The organism is Streptomyces sp. NPDC021115 (assembly GCF_044333065.1).
Lineage (GTDB): Bacteria > Actinomycetota > Actinomycetes > Streptomycetales > Streptomycetaceae > Streptomyces.
Genome location: NZ_JBIRQF010000006.1, coordinates 177,267 through 197,130, shown reverse-complemented (window position 1 = coordinate 197,130; position 19,864 = coordinate 177,267). Strand labels below are relative to the sequence as shown.

Below are 19,864 nucleotides of genomic sequence, written 5' to 3'. Positions count from 1 at the left end.
GATGTCGCAGATGCCACAGCTGCCCCAGCTGTCAGCCTGCCCGACCTGTGCAGAGCCGCTGGAGGCGGGAGACAACTACTGTGGCGGGTGCGGGGCCGACCTGTCGGCCGCCGTGCCGTCCGCGCGGCAAGAGCCACAGGACTACCCACTGGCAGCCCCGGAACCGGCCCCGGTGGCCGATCCGCGGACCGCGGCGGCGCTCGACGCCCCGCCGCCACCGGGCCCGGCGGCTCCCGGCGCACAACTGACCACCCCCGCCGGTGAACCCGCCGGCGCGCACCCGCAGACTCAGACGCACACCAGCACACGCACGGCAGCGAGCGCGGGCACCGGCACCGGGGCGGATCCCCGGCTGTCCGGCGGCGAAAGCCGCCCCCGGTGCGCCGCGTGCCAGGAGGGCACCATCGACAGGGACGGATACTGCGAGCACTGCGGGCACGCCCAGACGCGTGAGCGCGACCATATGGAACGGGAGTTGGCGGGCGTCGCCGCGGCCAGTGACCGAGGGCTGCGCCACCACCGCAACGAGGACGCGTTCTCGGTGGCCACCGTGGCCCTCCCGGACGGCGCACCGGCCGTCGTCGCGGTGGTCTGCGACGGGGTCTCCTCGGCCACCCGACCCGACGAGGCGTCAGCCGCAGCCGCCCATGCGGCGGAAGTCTCGCTGCTGACCTCGCTCCCCCGCGGCTCACACCCCCAGCAGGCCATGAACGAGGCGATCGTGGCCGCGGCCGACGCGGTCAGCTCACTCGCCCTGGACACCGGCGAGCCGGACCCGCACGACGAGCAGCAGCGCCATCAGAACGCCCCGGCCTGCACCATCGTCAGCGCCGTGGTCACCAGCGACATCCTCACCGTCGGCTGGATCGGCGACAGCCGCGTCTACTGGGTGCCCGACGACCGGACGACACAGCCCGCCCGGCTCACCGAGGACGACTCGTGGGCGGCCCAGATGGTGGCGGCGGGGCTGATGTCGGAGGCCGAGGCGTACGCGGACGAGCGGGCGCACGCCATCACGGGCTGGCTCGGGGCGGACGCCTACGAAGTGGAGCCGCACACCGCGTCGTTCAAGCCCGACCGGCCGGGCGTCGTGGTGGTCTGCACCGACGGCCTGTGGAACTACGCCGAGTCGGCGGAGGAGATGGCGCACGCGGTGCCGCCGGACGCCCGGGGGCGGCCGCTCCAGAGTGCGCGGGTCCTGGTGGGCCACGCCCTCAACGGCGGGGGCCACGACAACGTAACAGTGGCCGTGGTGCCGTTCCCCGCCGCGCCGGAAGGGGCAGGATCGGCCTGACGGCCCGAGGGGGGGACGGGCTCCGGCCCGGGGCGGCCGCCGTCACTCCGCCCACGCTCTCGTGGCACGACGCCATGCCCATACGTCCTGTACGTCCCTGTGGAGTGCCAAGGAGCGGATCAGATGGCCAATTTCTCCAAGTCCCAGGTGCCGCGGTTCTCGGTCGACGTCTATCAGAACGAGTACCTCCCGGAGGGGGGCCGTGAGGTCAACGCGGTCGTGACGGTGACCTCGACCGGCGGCGGGACGACCGGAGGGATGCCGCTCCCCGCTCCCGTCGCCGCTCCGGGCCAGTACGCCCGGGGCGGCGACGCGCGGGACCGGGACGCCCGGGGTCAGGGCGCACCCGGCGGCGGCGCGGCCGACGCGGCCGTGGCGATCATGGTGGACTGCTCAGGATCCATGGACTATCCGCCGACGAAGATGCGTCACGCCCGGGACGCTACGGCCGCCGCGATCGACACGGTGCGCGACGGGGTCGCCTTCGCCGTGATCGCGGGCACCCACAAGGCGGTCGAGGTCTTTCCGGGCAACGGGCGGCTGGCGACCGCTGATCCGGTCACCCGCGCCGAGGCCAAGGACGCGCTGCGCGGGCTCAAGCCGGCCGGGGGCACCGCGATAGGCACCTGGCTGAGGCTCGCCGACCGGCTGCTGGGCGCCACCGATGTTTCGATCCGGCACGGCATCCTGCTCACCGACGGCCGCAACGAGCACGAGAAGCCGGAGGAGCTGCGGGCCGCACTGGACGCCTGCGCGGGCCGTTTCACCTGTGACGCCCGAGGGGTCGGCACGGACTGGGAGGTCAAGGAGGTCACCGAAATCGCCTCCGCCCTCCTCGGAACGGCCGATATCGTGGCGAATCCGGCCGAACTGTCCGCGGACTTCACGCGGATGATGGCGACGGCCATGCGGAAAGAGGTCGCGGACGTCCATCTGCGGCTGTGGACCCCGGCGGGCGCCGAGGTGGTCTTTGTGAAACAGGTCGCACCCACGGTCGAGGATCTGACCGGGCGGCGCACCGGGACCGGACCGCGCTCCGGCGACTACCCAACCGGGTCATGGGGGGACGAATCCCGCGATTATCACGTATGCCTGCGGGTTCCAGCGGCGGAAATCGGCCAGGAAATGCTGGCGGCCCGGGTCTCCCTCGTCCTGCCCCAGCCGGAGGGCCAGAGCCCTCCGACCCCGCTGTCCCAGGGGCTCGTCCGGGCCGTGTGGACGGCCGACATGACCGCATCCACCTCGATGAATCCGCAGGTCGCGCACTATACGGGCCAGGCCGAACTGGCACAGGTCATCCAACAGGGCATGGATGCGCGTAAGTCGGGCGATGTCGAGGGAGCGACCGCGAAGCTGGGAAGGGCCGTACAGCTGGCGGACGCCTCGGGGAACAGGGGCACGGCGAAACTGCTTGCGAAGGTGGTGGACGTCGTCGATGCGGCGACAGGTACTGTGCGACTCAAAGCGAAGGTCGCGGAGGCGGACGAGATGACACTCGAAACACGCTCGACCAAGACAGTTCGCGTCAAGAAGTAGCACACAGAGATCTCGTTACGGCAGAAATGCCAGGAACGGCACAAGAGGGGGATCACCGACATGCCGACCTGCCCTAACGGCCACCAATCGGCGGCCGACGACTGGTGCGAGGTGTGTGGTCACCGGATGTCGGGGACACCCATGCCCTCCGGCCCGCTCGCGCCGCCTCCGCCCCCTCCGATGCCGGGCGGCCCGGGCGCGCCCGCCCCCGGTGGCTACGGCTCTCCGCCGCCCGCGCCCGGCGCGCCTTCCTCCGGCTACGGCTACCCCGGCCACGCCCCGCCCTCGCCGCAGCCCGACGGCGGCTACCAGCCGGAGGTGTGCCCGCAGTGCCGTACGCCGCGTGAGGCGCAGGCGCCGTTCTGCGAGGAGTGCCGCTACAACTTCCTGACGCAGCAGCCCACCTCGTACGCTCCGCCGCCCCCCGGACAGGGCGGCTTCCCGCCGCCGCCCGGGCCGCAGCAGCCGCACGGCCAGCCGCCGCAGGGTCCGCCGTCGTACGGGCAGCCGGTGCCGCCGCACGGTCAGCAGCCCCCGCACCAGCCGCACGGCGGCGACTACCAGGCGTCGCGCCCGTCCCAGATCAACCGCCCGGCCGAGCCGCTGTCCCCGTCGGAGCCGCACCAGTCCCCCGGCCAGGGCTTCGGCTCCGCCGAGGACGACTGGCCGCTGGCGCCGCCGCAGGCGTCCGCGGGCGCCGCCCCGCCACCCCCGGCTCCGGCCCCGCCGCAGCAGCAGGGGTACGGCTACGGCTACCCGCAGGCGCCGCAGCCGCCCGCGCCGCAGGCCCCGTCGTACGGCAACGAGGCGTACCAGGGCCCCGGCGCGCCCCAGCCGCCCGGCCCGTACGGGCACCAGGGCGGCGGCCACACGCCCCCGCACCCGACGGCCGGGCCCGGGAACTGGACGGCGACCGTCGCGCCGGACCGTGACTACTTCACGGCGATGATGCACCGCAGCGGCCCGGAGGCCGCCGGGCTGAACCTCCCGGCGTACTCCCCCGAGCAGCAACTCCAGCTCAGCGGCCAGCAGATCACCATCGGCCGCCGCCGCCACAGCACGGGCGAGGCCCCGGACATCGACCTCGGGCGCGCGCCCGAGGACCCGGGCGTCTCGCACCAGCACGCGGTCCTCGTCCAGCAGCCGGACGGCGCCTGGGCGGTCGTCGACCAGGACTCGACCAACGGCACGACGATCAACGGCGGCGAGGATCCGATCCAGCCGTACGTCCCGATCCCGCTCCAGGACGGCGACCGGGTGCACGTCGGCGCCTGGACAACGATCACCGTCCGCCGCGGCTAGATCAGAGCTGGTCGGCGCCCGGGCCGGGGCAAGTTGCCCCGGCCCGGGCGCCGTCAGGTGAGGTCCGCGCCCAGCGGCCAGGCGTACGCGCCCTCCGCGTCGTCCAGCCAGGCCCACTGCCGCTCGCCCCGCACCGTGACCCCGTAGCGCTCGCGGCCCGGCCGCCCCTCGTGCTCCCACAGCGGCAGCGCCTCGACCGGCTCCAGCCGTCCCGCGGCCACGTTCAGCAGGAAGCGGAACGACTCGTCCAGCAGCGGCCACGACGGCAGCCCGTGCGTGGGGACGGGCCCGGGCGGCCCGCTGCCGCGCAGCGGGACGAAGTACGCGGGCGTGGCCAGAAACCGGCCCTCCGCATGCCGGGCGTCCCGGACCCGCATCAGCACCAGCCCGGTGGCCAGCGGCGTCAGTATCAGGGCCCCGGGGCGGCACTGCCCGAGCCACGCGGGCGGTACGGACGGCACGGCGCACGTCGCGATGATCCGGTCGTAGGGGGCTCGCGCGGGACAGCCACGCGCCCCGTCACCGGTGATCACGGCCGGACGGAACCCGGCCGCGGCGAGATGGCAGCGCGCGGCGTCGGTGATCTCCGGGTCGAGATCGACGGTCGTCACCCGGGCGTCGCCGAGCCGATGGGCGAGCAGCGCCGCGTTGTAGCCGCTGCCCGCGCCGATCTCCAGCGCCCGGTCACCGTCCCGCACCCGCAGCGCGTCCAGCATCCGCGCCATCAGGGACGGCTGGCTGCTGGAGGAGATCAGCTCACCGTCGCGCACCCGCGTCGCCAGCGGCACGTCGGCGTACGCCCCGGTCAGCCAGCGGGACCGGCGCAGCGGATTCCGGTCGTCCCGCCAGAGCCGCGTGGTGAGCGCCGCCCCGCGCTCGTCGCCCGCCGCCCCCGCCTCGTAGTAGTACGGCACGAACAGATGGCGCGGCACCTCCTCGAACGCCGCCCGCCACCGCGGATCGGTGAGCCCGCCGCCCGCCGTCATCTCCCGGACGAGCCCGGCCCGCGCCACGGCGGCCGCCTCGGCGTACGGATCGGGCTTCTCGCCCGTACGTCCGCGCCCGCCGCCCGCCTGAGTCACGCCCGCGCCGCCCATGCCTCCACTGTGCTGCGCCCGCCCCCGGGCCGCTACCTCCGCCCCGGCCGTCCGGGGCCGTCCGGCGGGCAGGGCCTACGCCCCCTTACCTAGGACGCGTGGTCTGAGAGCATGGAGGCGTGAAAGACATTCCGCGCGGCACACTTCAGGAGCAGACCTTCTACGAGCTGGTCGGCGGCGAGCAGACCTTCCGGCGCCTGGTGCGACGCTTCTACCAGGGGGTCGCGGAGGACCCGCTGCTCCGGCCGATGTACCCCGAGGAGGATCTGGGCCCGGCGGAAGAGCGGCTGGTGCTCTTCCTCATGCAGTACTGGGGCGGACCCCGCACCTACAGCGACAACCGCGGCCATCCGCGGCTGCGCATGCGCCACGCGCCGTTCACCGTGAACCGGGCGGCCCATGACGCCTGGCTGCGCCATATGCGGGACGCGGTCGACGAGCTGGAGCTGGCGCCCGACCTGGAGCGCCAGCTGTGGAACTACCTCACCTACGCGGCCGCCTCCATGGTGAACACGGAGGGCTGAGGCCGCACCGCTTCAGGCTGGCGTCACGGACAGCCCGGGCAGCCCCGACGTACGCACCGCGATCGAGCCGTACGGGGTGCGCAGCCGCAGCCAGCCGCCCGCCGCGAGCAGGGCCGGCGGCTCGGCCGCCGGGGCGAGGGCGGTGGCACCGCGGGCGGAGCCGGTGGCCGCTGGCGCGCCCGCGGCGGCGGGGCGCAGGAAGCCCAGCGACTGGGCGGCGTGAACGGCGCGCAGCGGCAGCCCGGTGTCCCCGAGGGTGCGGGACCAGATCTCGTGGCCGATGCGGTCGCGCTCGGCGCGCGTACGGTGCTCCTCGGGCAGCGCCTCGTCGCGGGCCCGGAACTCGGCGACCGCGGTCGCGACCGCCCCGCGCACCTCGTCCGCGCCGGGCAGCCCCGGCACCCGGCGCCAGCCGCCGCGCGGCGGCAGCACCCCGGCCCAGGGCGGGCCGGTGACGGCCTCGGGCACCGCGACGGTGAGCCCGTCGGACGCCGTCGCCGCGCCGGAGGAGGCCGCCGCGTCCAGTGCGTCGGCGAACTGACCGGCCGAGACGGTGGTGTCCAGCGCGCCCGGCCCGCCGGACGCCCCGGTATCCGTGGCGCCCGCGGTGACGACGGCCTCCAGCCGTGCCGTACGGATGGCCAGGACCTCGAACGAGGGCGGCCGCCCGAAGACGGCCAGCACCCCGCCGCCCGCCTGGAGACGGACGGCCGCGGCGCGGTCGTAGTGGATCAGCCGGGCCAGGAAGGCGGCGAGGTCGGCCGCCTCCCCGGCGTCGGCGAAGTGCAGCTCGTGCCGGAAGGCCGTCATACCCGGACGGCCCCCTCGGCGGACTTCCCGGTCCCGGCCGCCCTCCCGGCCGACGCCCCGGTGCCCGGCTCGGGCTCCAGATAGTCGGTCAGGAAGCGCTCCTCCACGGACGAGACGCGGCGCGGGCGGCCCGCTTCGAGGTCGAAGGGGACGATACGGGTGGCGGCCCGCACGTACACGGTCTCCTCGTCCTTGATTTCGTAGCGGAGGGTGATGTAGGCGGCACGGATCTCCGTCACCCAGGTCTCGATGGTCACCGGCGCGTGCCGGTGGACGAGCGGCTTGAGGTAGTCGATCTCGTGCCGTGCCACGACCACCCCGCCGGTGAACGCGTCACTTCCGTTCCCCGGCGCCAGCCGCCACATGAAGTCGACGCGCGCCTCCTCCAGATAGCGGAGGAAGACCACGTTGTTGACGTGGCCGAACGCGTCCATGTCGGACCAGCGCAGGGGGCAGGAGTAGATGTGCCGGGCCATCCCCTCAGCCCCGGGTGAGCTTCTTGTAGGTGGCGCGGTGCGGACGGGCGGCGTCCGGGCCGAGCCGCTCGACCTTGTTCTTCTCGTACGACTCGAAGTTGCCCTCGAACCAGAACCACTTGGACTCGCCCTCGTACGCCAGGATGTGGGTGGCGACGCGGTCGAGGAACCAGCGGTCGTGGGAGACGACCACGGCGCAGCCGGGGAAGTCCAGGAGGGCGTTCTCCAGGGAGGAGAGGGTCTCGACGTCGAGGTCGTTGGTCGGCTCGTCGAGGAGCAGCAGGTTGCCGCCCTGCTTGAGGGTGAGCGCGAGGTTGAGGCGGTTGCGCTCACCACCGGAGAGTACCCCGGCGGGCTTCTGCTGGTCCGGGCCCTTGAAGCCGAAGGCGGAGACATAGGCGCGGGACGGCATTTCGACCTGGCCGACGTTGATGTAGTCCAGCTCGTCGGAGACGACCGCCCACAGCGTCTTCTTGGGGTCGATGTTGGCGCGGCTCTGGTCGACGTAGGAGATCTTGACGGTCTCGCCGACCTTGATCTTGCCCGCGTCGGCGGTCTCCAGGCCCTGGATCATCTTGAAGAGCGTGGTCTTACCGGCGCCGTTGGGGCCGATGACGCCGACGATGCCGTTGCGCGGCAGGGTGAACGAGAGGTCGTCGATGAGGACCTTCTCACCGAACGCCTTGGAGAGGTTCTCCACCTCGACCACGATGTTGCCCAGGCGCGGGCCCGGCGGGATCTGGATCTCCTCGAAGTCCAGCTTCCGGGTCTTCTCGGCCTCGGCGGCCATCTCCTCGTAACGGGTCAGCCGGGACTTGGACTTCGCCTGGCGGCCCTTGGCGTTGGAGCGGACCCACTCCAGCTCTTCCTTGAGGCGCTTCTGGCGCTTGGCGTCCTTCTGCCCCTCGACCTTGAGGCGGGCCTGCTTCTTCTCCAGGTACGTGGAGTAGTTGCCCTCGTAGCCGATGGCGCGGCCGCGGTCGAGCTCCAGGATCCACTCGGCGACGTTATCCAGGAAGTACCGGTCGTGGGTGATGGCCACGACGGTGCCCGCGTACTTGGCGAGGTGCTGCTCCAGCCACTGGACCGACTCGGCGTCCAGGTGGTTGGTGGGCTCGTCGAGGAGCAGCAGGTCGGGGGCCTCCAGCAGCAGCTTGCAGAGGGCGACGCGGCGCTTCTCACCACCGGAGAGGGTGGTGACCGGGGAGTCGCCGGGCGGGCAGCCGAGGGCGTCCATGGCCTGCTCCAGCTGGGCGTCCATGTCCCACGCGTTGGCGTGGTCCAGCTCCTCCTGGAGCTTGCCCATCTCCTCGAGCAGCGCGTCGCTGTAGTCGGTCGCCATCAGCTCGGCGATCTCGTTGAAGCGGTCGAGCTTGCCCTTGGTCTCCGCCACACCGTCCTGGACGTTCTCCAGCACGGTCTTGGACTCGTCCAGCGGGGGCTCCTGGAGCAGGATGCCGACGCTGTAGCCCGGCGAGAGGAACGCGTCGCCGTTGGACGGCTGCTCCAGCCCGGCCATGATCTTCAGCACCGTCGACTTACCGGCGCCGTTGGGGCCCACGACACCGATCTTCGCGCCGGGATAAAAGCTCAGCGTGACGTCGTCGAGGATCACCTTGTCGCCGTGCGCCTTACGCGCCTTGCGCATGGTGTAGATGAACTCAGCCAAGAGAAACCGTCCGGCAATCTGGTAGGTATCGGTGTGCGGCCGCGCCGCATGGGTGCATGCGGGCTCCGCCGCGTCCAGGGCAGAGACACCCCACCCCATCTTGCCGTACGGCGGCCCCGAGGCGGAAACCAGTTGTTCCGCCGTCCGGGGCGGCCGCCCCGGAACGAGGGGCCCGAAGGACCGCGAAGGGCCGGAACCTCCGCTTCCCCGGAGGCCCCGGCCCTTCCTCACCGTCCGTCGTCAGCGGTCACCGACGCCGGGCGGTCACTCGCCGGATGGGGTCTTCTTCTTGCGGACGAAGAAGATCGCACCGCCGCCGACCACGACGAGCGCGATGGCGATTCCCGCGATCAGCGGGGTGGAGCTGCTGCTTCCGGTCTCGGCGAGGTCACCGCCGGTGGTGGCGTCGACGGCGGTGGTGTCACCGCTGGTGATCTCGCCGGTACCGGTGCCACCGGCCGACGCCGGGCCCGCCTTGGTGGAGGGGCTGTCATCGGCGTCATCGGTGCCCGCGGTCCTGCAGTCGAGGACGCCGGAGAAGGACTTCTTGAATCCGTTCGGGCCGCGGACGCTGAACGAGTAGCTCTGGTCCTCGTTCACCGGCACGGTGACGGTCTTCGACTGACCGGCCTCGACCGTGTACTTCTCGTTCAGCAGGGTGAAGGTGAACGCCTCGTCGCCCTTGTTGGTCGCCGTGACGTCCACACCGCCCTCGGCGCAGTCCTTCTCGGCGGTGACGGCCGGGACCGCGCCCTTCTCCGCCCAGTGGGCGGTGGCCGAGGCGGAGACGGTGCTCTCGCTGGAACCGGCGAGTATCTGGGTCTGGCTCTTGGTGTCGCTGGAGAACGCGCGGCCGACCGGAACCTTGGTGGCGGCCTGGGCGGTCAGCGTGGCGGAGCCGTCGGCCGCGTCGGACGGCACGTCGACGTAGACCTCGCCGCCGTTGACGGCGCTGGTGATCGCCTTGCCGCTCTTGTCGACGAGCCTGACGCCGGAACCTGCGGCCTCGGTGCCCGGGGCGAGGGTGACGCTCTCGGCGTTGGTGCGGACCTTGACCGGGCCCAGCCGCTCACCGGCCTTGCCGGAGACGGCGGGCGGCTCCAGGCTCAGCGAGGCCTTGGGCTCGGCCAGGTTCCGCGCGCTCTTCTCCAGGTAGTCGGCGAGCTTCTCGGCCGCCGGGTCCGCCGCGTCGACCTTCGCCTTGTCGGAGAAGCGCCAGATGGCGACCTGCGTACCGGCGGCCGCGGTCTTCTCGGTGAGGGCGCCGGAGCCCGCCTTCGAGGCGAGTTCGGCGAGGTCGTTCACCTGGGGGTAGGAATTCTGGAGAATCCAGTTGATCTTGCCCGCTTCGCGGTTGTTCGCCAGCGAGGTCTGACTCCAGGGCTTCTCTTCGTACTTCGCCTTGCTCTGCGTCGGGTTGTGCAGATCGATGCAGTACGTCTGAATGCTGCCGCCGTTGTCGACCGCCATCTCGAAGAGGCCGGCGCCGACCTCCTGGTCACCCTTGCCCTGGTCGTGAATGACCGCCCGGTCGAAGGTCTTGAGGCCGCTCAGCGTCGCGGTGGCTCCACCGTTTCCCGAAGGCACATCGTCCGCGGCGGCGGCACCGGCGCCGGCTATCGCACCCACGGCGACCAGCCCGGACGCCAGCACGGCGGCCACAAGGCGGGCGGCGCCCCGCCCCTTCACAGAAATCATGGTTTCCCCTCCGGACGAGCGCCGGTCAGTCGGTGCGCCTCGCCAGCGAACTCAAAACTCAGTAACCCCCGTTGGGCACTCAGGGATCCTAGGGAGCGAAAAGCCGCATGATCCCCGCCAGGGCCTGACCCCACCGATCCGAATCGGAATTGTTATCTGCCCCACAGACCCCGCATGACCTGGGATTATCGATAAATCACCCCTGGTCACAGGGGCGTTGTCCCGGTCGGTGCGTTTAAAAGGGGTTTGGCCTGCGAGACCCGCCGGAAGGCGGAGGTACCGCGGGTCAGATCGTGCCCGACCGCCACCGCGTCGATCTCCGCGGTGACCCACCGCTTGGGGCCGCTCTCCCCCTCCACCTGCCGCGCCGGGTCCCCCTCGCGCTCCTTCTCCCGCTCACGCACCCGCAAGGTGCCATGGACCAGCAGCGGTTCGCCGAGCGACACCGAGGCGGCCACATTCGCCGCGAGGGTCCGCCAGGTCCAGACCGTGTAGAAGCTCGTATACGCGTCCGCCCACCCCGCGCTCTTCCGGTCCCAGCGGCGCACCGTCGCCGCCAGCCGGAACCGGGCCACCGCGACCCCGGCCGCCGTCTCCCAGAAATCCGGCCGCGTCGCGGCGTTCCCCACCACCGTCGTCCAGGTCTCGTTCATGCCCCGCTCCCCCGCATCTCCCGCGCCTCCCGCGTCCCCCACCGGACCGCTCTCCCCCGGCGGCCCGCCGGTCTTCCCCGGCCGCCCATCGGACCGCCGACCCTCATGCTGCCCGCGATCCGCTTCCCTCGCCGGAGCCTGTGCACAACCCCCAGGCTGTGGACAACCCGCTCCCTCGTTCCGGTGAAACGCCCGGGGGCGGCTCACCCCTCCCCCGCCGCGATCACGTACTGCGCCCGCACCTCCCGGTATCGCGCCAGCTCCGCCCCGACCGGCTCCAGCACCCGCGCCCGGCCGCAGCCCACCGCCGCGTCCCGCAGCCGTGCCTCCGCTGCCCCTCCGTACCGCCGTGCGGGCCCCCGCGCCGCCAGCCCGCACACCCACGCCAGCCCCGCCCCCGCCAGCGCGCCCCCCGCCACCAGCGCCGCGGGCGCCCACCACTCCGGCCCGCCGAACAGCCCCGCCACGGCGCCCGCCAGCCAGACCGCCCCCACCACCTGAAGCACCAGCAGCACCACCTGGGTCACCGCCACCGCCGACCACCACCCGGGCCGCGTCAGGCGCTGTCCGCGCCGCGCGTCCGCCACCGCCTCGTCCACGGCCTCCGGCAGCCCCCGGCCGCCCCACCCGGCCGCCTCCCGCACCGCCTGGGCCCAGGGCCCGGGCAGCCCGGTCGTGGCCTCGTCGGCGAGCGTGCGCACGGCCTCCTCCACCGCGGGCCGCGCCGTGACCGCCTCCATCGCCGCCGCCTTCGCCCGCGCGCCCGGGATCTCGCGCTCGGCCTCCGCCCGTCGCCTGCCGCCCCGCGCCAGCCGCCCCCACGGCGTCCCGCACGCCTGCCGCGCGTCCCGCAGCCAGGCCCGCTCCGCGGCCTGTCCGGCCGCCGCCGCGCCCGCCGCCTCCGCCAGCCGGTCCTCGAACTCCGCCCGCGCCCGGCCGCTGAACCCAGCCGGTGCCCCCTCCGCCACGTACTGCGGCCGCAGCCGCGCCGTCGTGCCGTCCACGTCCGCCGCCAGCCGTCGCTCCGCCGCGCCGCATTCGGCCGCGAGCCCGCCCAGCATGTCCCGCAGCTCCCCGACGCCCTCCCCGGTGAGCGCGGACAGGGCGAGCACCGCCGCGCCCGGCTCCCCGTGCTCGCCGAGCGCCAGCCCGTCCTCGTCCAGCAGCCGCCGCAGATCGTCCAGCACCTGGTCGGCGGCGTCGCCCGGCAGCCGGTCCACCTGGTTGAGGACGACGAACGTCACCTCGGCGTATCCGGCGAGCGGCCGCAGATAGCGCTCGTGCAGCACCGCGTCCGCGTACTTCTCGGGGTCCACCACCCACACCACCGCGTCGACCAGCCCCAGCAGCCGGTCCACCCGGTCGCGGTGGCCGGGGGCGGCCGAGTCGTGGTCGGGCAGGTCGAGCAGGACCAGGCCGCGCAGCGCGGGGTCGTACGGATACGCCGGGCGGCGGCGGTCCGCGTGCGGGATGCCGAGCCGGTCCAGCAGCCCGTCGGCGTGATCGGTCCAGGCGCAGGAGAGCGGCGCGGCGGTGGTCGGCCGACGGATCCCGCAGTCGGAGAGCGGCGCCCCGGCGAGCGCGTTGAAGAGTGTCGACTTACCGCTTCCGGTGGCTCCGGCGAGGGCGACGACGGTGTGCCCGAGCGGGTGCCGTCCGCGCGCGGCGGCCTCGTCCAGTACGCGCCCGGCCCCGGCGAGGGTGCGCCCGTCCAGCCGGGTGCGGGACAGGCCCACCAGCTGGCGCAGGGCGTCGAGGCGCGGCCGCAGACTCCCGGCGGTGAAGCTGCGGGCGCCGGGCCCGAAGGGCCGTTCGTACGATGCGTACGTCTCGTAGGCCTCGTACGTCTTATAGGGATCGCGCGAGCCGAACGAGCCGTACGTGTCGTACGACGGCTCACCGGCCCCAGGCGCACTGCCAGCCCCGTACGCGGGCCCAGGCGCGCTGCCGGAACCGTACGCACCGCCGGGCCCGAACGGCTCCCGCGGTCCGGCGGCACCGGCATCGGGCACCGCCGACGGTGCCTCCGCGCCGGACGCCTCGCGGGGGGCTCGGCGGGCGGCCCGCCGCCCGGCGCGCCGGGCGATCAGCCCGTCGTCCCATGTCTGCCGCGTCCGCACCGCACCCTCCGCGTCCTCCGCACCCTCCGGGCCCGCGTCCGCCCCGGGCCCGCCCCCGTCCCCGCCGTCGAGACCCGCAGCAGTGGCCGTCACCTTCGGTCACCTCTCCTTCTGTAGTAGGGACAGCGCGGCGATCAGCTGGACCTGGTGGTCCGGGGTGAGGTCGAGGGCGTCGAGGGGCGCGAGCCGCCTGTCGCGCTCCGTCTCCAGGGCGCGCGCGACGCAGCCGTCGAGCAGCCGCCCGCCGCGGTCGCCCAGCCCCAGCGCCCGGTGCGCGCCCAGCGTCTCGGCGAGCCGTTCGCCCGCCTTGCGGGCCCGCTTCCCGCCCAGCAGGGAGGCCACCAGCTGGGCGGCGACCTCGTCGGAGGCATCGGCTCCGCCGTCGTCGGGGGTGTGGGCGCGGGTCTCCTCCTCGGCCAGTTCCTCGACGCAGCGCTGCCAGCGCCGTACGGCCACGCCGATCCGTTCCCCGGCCTCGCGCGCGTCGGCCGGGGCGAGCCCGGTGAGCGCGGCGGGGTCCCGTCTGCCCGCCTCTGCGACCCGCTCGTCGGCTGCGGCCGCGGCGCTGCGCAGCAGGGTGGCGAGGGATTCGGTGAGCGCCGCGAGAAGCTCACCGGGGGTGCTGTCGCGCGGCTGGCCGTGCCAGTGGGTGAGCGCGCTGCCCGCGAGCGCCGCGCCCCCGGCGATCTCCCGCCGCACCCGCTCGGCCGCCTCCGCGTACGCCCCCTCGACCCGCTGGACCAGCCGCACCCCGGCGGCGTGCTGGGCCGCGGCGGCCCCGGCCAGCGCGGGCATCCGGGACTGGAGCGAGGCGAGGACACCGGCCGCGGTGCGGGCGGCGGCGACGGTGCGGGCCTGCGGGTCCTGGGCGTGCTGGGTGAGCCAGCCGCGCAGCGCGGCGACGGCGGTGGCCGGGAGCAGCCCGCTGCCGCCGCCCGCCGACTCGGGCAGTTCGGGGATGGTGAAGCGGGGGACGTCGCCGAGCCCGGCCTGGTCGAGGAGCGCGGCGTACTGCCCGGAGACCTCGGCGGCGACCTGGTGCGGCACCCGGTCGAGCACCGTGACAAGTGTCACGTCGTACTCCTTCGCGGTCCGCAGCAGATGCCAGGGGACGGCGTCGGCGTACCGGGTGGCCGTGGTGACCAGCACCCAGATGTCGGCGGCGCAGATCAGCTCGGCGGCGAGATCGCGGTTGCGGGCGACGAGCGAGTCGATGTCGGGCGCGTCGAGCAGCGCGAGCCCCCGCGCGAGCCCCGGGTCGGTCTCGATCCGCAGCGCCGCCGGTCCGTCGGCCTCCCGGGTCCGTTCCTCCTCGTCGTACGGGCCCTCCGCGCGGTCGCCCTGGGCCGGTACCCACACCCTGGTGAGCTGCGGCAGCACCCGTTTCCCGGCGAACCAGGAGTGATCGTCGGGGTGGCACACCAGCACCGGTGTACGGGTCGTCGGCCGCAGCACACCCGCCTCCGTGACCCGCCGCCCGACCAGCGAATTGACCAGAGTGGACTTTCCAGCTCCGGTCGATCCGCCGATCACCGCCAGGAGAGGCGCTTCGGGGGCGCGCAACCGGGGCACGAGGTAGTCGTCCAGTTGAGCAAGCAACTCGGCACGGCTGCGGCGAGCGCGGTCGGCACCGGGAAGGGGAAGGGGAAACCGTGCGGCGTCAACGCGGTCGCGCAGTGCGGTCAGCGCGTCGAGCAGCCGGGGCCGTACGTCCAAGATCGCCACATGCGAAGAATGCCCGGTTTTGATGTCTTTTTGAAGCGTATGCTCATTCGTGCGCGTCAAAGAGACCCACCCGGATCACCTCAGATCGGACATGAGGCGAAGGTGACGGACGGGACTCAGGCATAACGAGTAGACAACACCCGCCGTTTGAGGCGTGAAAAACGATGCGAGTTTCGTACCTGCCTGCGATTATCGGACCGCTTCACCGAACCTCCACAACGTGCCACGGAGGTGAAGCAACCGGGGCGAGGCGCAAGGAGCCCTATCCTTGTCCCCGGCAAGGTCACGGATCCGCCGCGCCCGGCCACCGGCACCACGGCCGCACCGTGGGCCCGTCGGCACCCGGGGGCTCAGCAGTTCCAGGCCCACCACCGGCCCCCGTAGCTCAGTGGATAGAGCAGGCGCCTTCTAAGCGCTTGGCCGCAGGTTCGAGTCCTGCCGGGGGCGCCACTGGCTCACGCCAGCCGGGCCGCGCGTTCCGCGCCGCTCCGTCGGCCTGCCTTCCTCCCCGTTCCGTCGGCCTTGAGCCGTCTCCGCGCAGCGCCCCCTGCCGATGGCTCGCCACACGGCCGGGTACACCTGCGCCTCCGGCCGCGCTATCGCGGCGATAGAACCTCTTTGGATACTCGGCCATGCCCGAGGAAGGACGACTGCTCGCGGGCTCCCGCCTCACCCCCTCTGTCCGGAACTGAGAGGAGTCGCGCATGTTCACCCAGCAGTTCCTGCGGACACAACTGGCGTCCAGGATCCGCGTCGCGCGTACGGGACGGGACGACGAAGCGCTCGACGCCCAGCCTCTGCCCGCGGATCTGACGGACCTCGCCGCGGCGGCCGATCCGGCGGCGACGACCGTGACGGTGGTACTGCGGCGGTTCGAGCCGCAGGTCTACGCGGAATCGGTACTGCGCTACACCCTGAGCCTTCCCGACACCCTGCGTGAGGCATGGCTCCGGGCGTACACCCGGACCGTCTTCCTGTCCGGGAACCCGGCGAACCTCGCCACCAGGTTCGGCTTCCACCACATCAGCCGGGACGGCTCGATGGCCTGGACGGCGCCCGACGAGGCGGGAGAACGGTCCCCCCTCCGCCGCCTGCTCCGGCTGTTCCCCGCGGCCGAACTGCCGCTCCTCCCCGCCCGTCTGCACGTGCCCGCGACGGCCCGTGCGCCCGAAGGCGGCGACAGCGCTCCGGTCCGCGAGGCGCGGCTGTACGCCGTCACCACCCGGGTGTCCCTGGCCACTTATCTCGTACACGTCCACCACGTCCTCGCCGAGGCCGTGATCGCGGGCCTGATCGACGAGCACACGGATCTGACGATCCACCACGTACCCCAACTCGACCCGTCGGACGGACCGTTCGACATGCTGCGCGTCGTCCCCGAAGCCGAGCCCTCCGGCGACGGCCCGGGGGCCGCCGCGCCCGGTCGGCTGCGCGCCTACGCAGGGCTTTCCCTCACGGCAGGAGCATCATGACGTACGCCTACGACCCCGAACTCGCCCCGTGGACGGCGCTCCCCGGGCTCCGGCCGCTCGACTTCTCCCATCCGGAGGCCGCGCGGGCCGCCATACGAGAGGCGGCGGGCGGCTTACCGGGCTACGAGCCGTCCCGGCCCGTGCACGTGACCGACACCCTGATCCCCGGACCGCCCGGGGCGCCCGAGGTCACGGTACGGATCTACCGGCCGCACGACGACGCGGCGTCGTCGCCCGCTGCTCCCCTGCCCGCGCTGCTCTACTTCCACTGGGGCGGCCTGGTCTGCGGGGACCTGGACACCAACCACGCGTCCGCGCTGCGCCTCGCCGACCAGGTGGGAGCCGTGGTGGTCTCCGTGGACTACCGGCTCGCCCCCGAGCACCGCTCCCCCTGCGGTCTGGAGGACGGCTACGCCGCCCTGGTCTGGGTCGTGGACCACGCCGACGAACTGCGGATCGACCCACACCGGGTGGGGGTCGCGGGCGACAGCGCCGGGGGTGGACTCGCGGCCGGGCTGGCCCTGCTCGCCCGCGACCGCGGCGGACCGCAGCTGTGCTTCCAGTGCCTCAACTTCCCGATGCTGGACGACCGGCTGGACACCCCGTCGGCGCATGCGTTCACCGACACCCCCGTCCTGGACCGCGCCGCCGCCCTCCAGAGCTGGCGGCACTACCTGGGCTGTCCGGGAGAGGAGGAGCGGATCTCCCCCTACGCCGCTCCAGCGCGCGCCCATGACCTCGCGGGGCTGCCCCCGGCGTACATCAGTGCCTGCGAGTTCGACCCGCTGCGCGACGAGGACATCGCCTACGGCCACCGGCTGATCCAGGCCGGAGTGCCCACGGAACTGCACCACTACGCCGGCACCTTCCACGCCAGCACCGCCCTCGCCGAAGCAGCCGTGTCCCAGCGGATGATCAGCGACCAGCACGCCGCTCTGAGGCGCGGACTGCGAACCGGCCGGCCGGCAGCGGGGCAGCCGGAAGCGCGGGACGGCTCAACCCTCTGACGCCGCATTCGGCATCCCCGCGCGCAATACCCCTGCGCGCTGCGGGAAAGCCTCCGATTCCGGCGACGCTATCGAGGCGCTATATCTCCCACGGATACTCGGACATATCCAGGTGGACGACCAAAGGAACCATCCATGGCGGACTTGCGCATGCGCACCCTCACGGGCCCGCGATTCACGGTTCTGCTGGGGCCCGACTACTCGGGTAAGTCCTCGGTGCTGGAACGCCTCGCCGAGCGCGGGACCTGCACGGTCGTGTCGTACGACGAGACATTGCTCGACCCGGCGTACTCGCTCATCGCCAGCGCACGCGACGAATTCATCGCGGACGCGCTGCGAGCGCCCGCCGGGCTCTACTCCTCGGATCTCTTACTCACGCTGGTGCAGATCGCGGTGGTGCACCTGCGGGACCGGGTGGTGGACGCCCCGCCCGATCGGCCCGTGATCGTCGATTCGTACTACTTCAAGCTCCTGGCCAAATGTTCCCTGCTCGGACACGGAAACCCGTCGCTGTTCTCCTGGTGGCGGTCCTTCCCACGGCCCGACCAGGTGATCTACCTGGAGGTGGCGCCCGCCGTCGCCTGGGAGCGCAGCGGCTGGGGAGCCGGGACGAACACGATGGAGCACTACGGCGAAAAGCCCACCGAGGAATCCTTCACCAGTTTTCAAGCCGACCTGGCCCGGACGATTCGGCAAGAGGTGGCCGGACTGAACCTCACCACTCTCGGGCCGTGCGACGACATCGAGGAATCCGTGGATCTCGTGGAAAAGGCGATAAAGGACGGTGGACATGGCTGACGCGCAGGAGGACGGGACGTTCTCCGCCTACCAAAAGAGGGTGCTGGACGAGCGGGACCGGCTCTGGGCGGCGCTGGACAATCCACGGCAGTCCCAGGACGACGCCCTGCGCGCCATGCTGCGGGAAAACGCGGACACCGAGTTCGGGAAGGCGCACGGCTTCTCCCGCTGCGGCAGCGTGGACGAATACCGCGCGGCGGTCCCCATCGCCGGTTACGCGGGGCTCGCACCCTGGATCGAACCGGCCGCCGCCGGGCGGCAGAACGTACTCAGCGCGGATCCCGCCGTCGTCTTCTTCAAGAGCAGCGGCAGCACCGGGGAAAGCAAACAGATTCCCATCACCCGCCAGTTCATGCGCACCTCCTTCTTCCCCTTCTACTATGCGGCCTGGGCCGGTTTCGTCGAACACTTCCCGGAGGCCGTTCGGCGGGCCGACGCCACGCTCAACCTCAAGCACGACCCGGCCCCCGCGATCGGCGCGACCCGTTCCGGGCAGCCCCATCTGGGCGCCAGCCAGGTCGATTTCGGCACCGCGTTCGGCGAACCGCTCGCGGCGGAGCCGGGCAGCCGCGCCCCCTGGGGGACACTGCCGGAATTCGTCGATCCCACGGATCACCTCCAGCGCAGCTATGTACGGCTGCGCACCGCGATCGAGGCTGACGTGCGGTGCGTCATCGGCATCAATCCGGCCATGGTGGCCGCGCTGCCGTACCAACTCGTCCAGTGGTGGCCCCGGCTGGTCAAGGACCTGCACGACGGCACGGTCGACGGGCACCCCGGCGGCACCCCCGACCCCGGCCGCGCCCGCCTGCTGGAGCGGTCGGCGGAGCGCGCGGGAGGGCTGCTGCCCACGCACGTCTGGCCCCGGATGCAGCTCCTCTTCTGCTGGACCACGGGCCTGGCCTCGCTCTATCTGCCACGGCTGCGGGAGGCGTTCGGGCCCCGGGTCACCGCGCTGCCCGCGCCGGTGGCGGCGTCGGAAGGCTTCGTCGCCGTGTCCCTGGACCGCCATCTGACGGCCGGATCACCGGCGGTCACCGGTGGGTTGCTGGAATTCGTCGACGCCGACGAGGACCTGCGGCCCGACTCCGCCACCCAGCTCGTCCACGAGCTGGAGACCGGCCGCGAGTACCACGCCGTCATCAGCCACGTCGGCGGCCTGTACCGGTACGCGCTCGGCGACGTGGTGCGCGTGGTCGACCGGGTCAAGGACGTCCCCCGCGTCGAATACGCGGGGCGGCGCACGCTGTCGGACGCCGTGGGCGAGCGGCTGCGCGAGTCCCATGTGGTGACCGCGCTGCGCACGGCACTCGCCTCCACCGGGCTGGACGCGCGCAACGCCACCTGCCGGGTGGTCACCGCCCCCGGAGAAACCGCCTCCCCGCGCTACGCCTTCGCGCTGGAGCCGTTCCTGCCCTGGTCGGACCGGGAAGCCGCGGCCTTGGGACGTGCGCTGGACGCGGCGCTCGGCGCCGCCGCCCCCGGTTACCGATCGGCGCGCGACACGGCCCGGCTGGGCGCCCCCGAGATCCACCGTGTGGCACCGGACGCCTTCGCCCGCGAGTGGCACCACAGGGTCGCCGCCGGAACCCGCCCGGCTCAGGTGAAGGACCGGGTCTTCCAACAGGACGACGCCGCCTGGCAGCGCCTGCTCGGCGACTGAGACCTGAGACCTGAGCCCTC

Annotated in this window: 16 protein-coding genes and 1 tRNA gene; 9 read left to right on the top strand and 8 right to left on the bottom strand. The window is 72.9% G+C overall.

Annotated features, from left to right (window positions below; translation table 11 throughout):
• Position 1 precedes the first annotated feature (1 nt).
• The 3 genes from ACH4TL_RS20780 to ACH4TL_RS20770 all read left to right on the top strand — a co-directional run bounded on the left by ACH4TL_RS20780 (position 2) and on the right by ACH4TL_RS20770 (position 4,132).
• On the top strand, positions 2-1,294 hold the full coding sequence (locus ACH4TL_RS20780) for a PP2C family protein-serine/threonine phosphatase (RefSeq protein WP_398316646.1): 1,293 nt from the start codon (positions 2-4) through the stop codon (positions 1,292-1,294).
• A gap of 123 nt (positions 1,295-1,417) precedes the next feature.
• The gene (locus ACH4TL_RS20775) at positions 1,418-2,830 is read left to right on the top strand and encodes a VWA domain-containing protein (RefSeq protein ID WP_398316648.1); all 1,413 of its coding nucleotides are present in this window, start codon (positions 1,418-1,420) and stop codon (positions 2,828-2,830) included.
• Between the two features lie 60 nt (positions 2,831-2,890).
• On the top strand, positions 2,891-4,132 hold the full coding sequence (locus ACH4TL_RS20770; protein ID WP_398316650.1) for an FHA domain-containing protein: 1,242 nt from the start codon (positions 2,891-2,893) through the stop codon (positions 4,130-4,132).
• A gap of 53 nt (positions 4,133-4,185) precedes the next feature.
• Here the strand turns inward: ACH4TL_RS20770 and ACH4TL_RS20765 are convergent, their stop codons facing one another.
• Positions 4,186-5,229 (bottom strand): methyltransferase domain-containing protein, encoded by a 1,044-nt coding sequence (locus tag ACH4TL_RS20765; protein ID WP_398316652.1) that lies wholly within the window; start codon positions 5,227-5,229, stop codon positions 4,186-4,188.
• Between the two features lie 119 nt (positions 5,230-5,348).
• Here ACH4TL_RS20765 and ACH4TL_RS20760 point away from each other — a divergent pair, with 119 nt between their 5' ends.
• Positions 5,349-5,753, top strand: coding sequence for a globin (locus ACH4TL_RS20760; protein ID WP_398316654.1), 405 nt, complete (start codon positions 5,349-5,351; stop codon positions 5,751-5,753).
• A gap of 12 nt (positions 5,754-5,765) precedes the next feature.
• Here ACH4TL_RS20760 and ACH4TL_RS20755 read toward each other — a convergent pair whose 3' ends face one another.
• The 7 genes from ACH4TL_RS20755 to ACH4TL_RS20725 all read right to left on the bottom strand — a co-directional run bounded on the left by ACH4TL_RS20755 (position 5,766) and on the right by ACH4TL_RS20725 (position 14,895).
• Entirely contained in the window at positions 5,766-6,563 is a 798-nt protein-coding gene (locus ACH4TL_RS20755) for a hypothetical protein (protein WP_398316656.1), read from the bottom strand.
• Positions 6,560-7,039, bottom strand: a complete 480-nt coding sequence (locus ACH4TL_RS20750) for an acyl-CoA thioesterase (protein WP_398316658.1) — start codon at positions 7,037-7,039, stop codon at positions 6,560-6,562. The genes ACH4TL_RS20755 and ACH4TL_RS20750 overlap by 4 nt, the downstream gene beginning before the upstream one ends.
• A 4-nt stretch (positions 7,040-7,043) precedes the next feature.
• Complete coding sequence (gene ettA, locus ACH4TL_RS20745) at positions 7,044-8,708, bottom strand: energy-dependent translational throttle protein EttA (protein WP_398316660.1); 1,665 nt, start codon at positions 8,706-8,708, stop codon at positions 7,044-7,046.
• Positions 8,709-8,972: 264 nt separating this feature from the next.
• Positions 8,973-10,406 (bottom strand): Cys-Gln thioester bond-forming surface protein, encoded by a 1,434-nt coding sequence (locus tag ACH4TL_RS20740; protein ID WP_398316662.1) that lies wholly within the window; start codon positions 10,404-10,406, stop codon positions 8,973-8,975.
• A 206-nt stretch (positions 10,407-10,612) separates the two neighbouring features.
• Positions 10,613-11,059 (bottom strand): single-stranded DNA-binding protein, encoded by a 447-nt coding sequence (locus ACH4TL_RS20735; RefSeq protein ID WP_398316664.1) that lies wholly within the window; start codon positions 11,057-11,059, stop codon positions 10,613-10,615.
• 203 nt (positions 11,060-11,262) lie between these two features.
• Positions 11,263-13,272: a GTPase gene (locus ACH4TL_RS20730; protein WP_398316666.1), complete on the bottom strand. Its 2,010-nt coding sequence runs from the start codon at positions 13,270-13,272 to the stop codon at positions 11,263-11,265.
• A gap of 6 nt (positions 13,273-13,278) precedes the next feature.
• The gene (locus tag ACH4TL_RS20725) at positions 13,279-14,895 is read right to left on the bottom strand and encodes a dynamin family protein (RefSeq protein ID WP_398316783.1); all 1,617 of its coding nucleotides are present in this window, start codon (positions 14,893-14,895) and stop codon (positions 13,279-13,281) included.
• A 383-nt stretch (positions 14,896-15,278) separates the two neighbouring features.
• Between ACH4TL_RS20725 and ACH4TL_RS20720 the strand changes: the two genes are divergently transcribed.
• The 5 genes from ACH4TL_RS20720 to ACH4TL_RS20700 all read left to right on the top strand — a co-directional run bounded on the left by ACH4TL_RS20720 (position 15,279) and on the right by ACH4TL_RS20700 (position 19,844).
• A tRNA-Arg gene (locus tag ACH4TL_RS20720) sits at positions 15,279-15,354 on the top strand.
• 254 nt (positions 15,355-15,608) lie between these two features.
• A complete protein-coding gene (locus ACH4TL_RS20715) occupies positions 15,609-16,376 on the top strand; it encodes a DUF6182 family protein (RefSeq protein ID WP_398316668.1) in 768 nt (255 codons plus the stop codon).
• A complete protein-coding gene (locus ACH4TL_RS20710; RefSeq protein ID WP_398316670.1) occupies positions 16,373-17,383 on the top strand; it encodes an alpha/beta hydrolase in 1,011 nt (336 codons plus the stop codon). Before ACH4TL_RS20715 ends, ACH4TL_RS20710 begins: the two co-directional genes overlap by 4 nt.
• Positions 17,384-17,518: 135 nt before the next feature.
• Positions 17,519-18,181, top strand: a complete 663-nt coding sequence (locus ACH4TL_RS20705; RefSeq protein ID WP_398316672.1) for a hypothetical protein — start codon at positions 17,519-17,521, stop codon at positions 18,179-18,181.
• Positions 18,174-19,844, top strand: a complete 1,671-nt coding sequence (locus ACH4TL_RS20700; RefSeq protein WP_398316673.1) for a GH3 auxin-responsive promoter family protein — start codon at positions 18,174-18,176, stop codon at positions 19,842-19,844. The genes ACH4TL_RS20705 and ACH4TL_RS20700 overlap by 8 nt, the downstream gene beginning before the upstream one ends.
• Positions 19,845-19,864: the final 20 nt, after the last annotated feature.

Excerpts from the sequence above, each read along its gene's own strand:
- ACH4TL_RS20780 (WP_398316646.1), top strand. The coding sequence starts at position 2 with ATGTCGCAGATGCCACAGCTGCCCCAGCTGTCAGCCTGCCCGACCTGT.
- ACH4TL_RS20775 (WP_398316648.1), top strand. The coding sequence starts at position 1,418 with ATGGCCAATTTCTCCAAGTCCCAGGTGCCGCGGTTCTCGGTCGACGTC.
- ACH4TL_RS20770 (WP_398316650.1), top strand. The coding sequence starts at position 2,891 with ATGCCGACCTGCCCTAACGGCCACCAATCGGCGGCCGACGACTGGTGC.
- ACH4TL_RS20765 (WP_398316652.1), bottom strand. The coding sequence starts at position 5,229 with ATGGGCGGCGCGGGCGTGACTCAGGCGGGCGGCGGGCGCGGACGTACG.
- ACH4TL_RS20755 (WP_398316656.1), bottom strand. The coding sequence starts at position 6,563 with ATGACGGCCTTCCGGCACGAGCTGCACTTCGCCGACGCCGGGGAGGCG.
- ACH4TL_RS20750 (WP_398316658.1), bottom strand. The coding sequence starts at position 7,039 with ATGGCCCGGCACATCTACTCCTGCCCCCTGCGCTGGTCCGACATGGAC.
- ACH4TL_RS20740 (WP_398316662.1), bottom strand. The coding sequence starts at position 10,406 with ATGATTTCTGTGAAGGGGCGGGGCGCCGCCCGCCTTGTGGCCGCCGTG.
- ACH4TL_RS20735 (WP_398316664.1), bottom strand. The coding sequence starts at position 11,059 with ATGAACGAGACCTGGACGACGGTGGTGGGGAACGCCGCGACGCGGCCG.
- ACH4TL_RS20715 (WP_398316668.1), top strand. The coding sequence starts at position 15,609 with ATGTTCACCCAGCAGTTCCTGCGGACACAACTGGCGTCCAGGATCCGC.
- ACH4TL_RS20710 (WP_398316670.1), top strand. The coding sequence starts at position 16,373 with ATGACGTACGCCTACGACCCCGAACTCGCCCCGTGGACGGCGCTCCCC.
- ACH4TL_RS20705 (WP_398316672.1), top strand. The coding sequence starts at position 17,519 with ATGGCGGACTTGCGCATGCGCACCCTCACGGGCCCGCGATTCACGGTT.
- ACH4TL_RS20700 (WP_398316673.1), top strand. The coding sequence starts at position 18,174 with ATGGCTGACGCGCAGGAGGACGGGACGTTCTCCGCCTACCAAAAGAGG.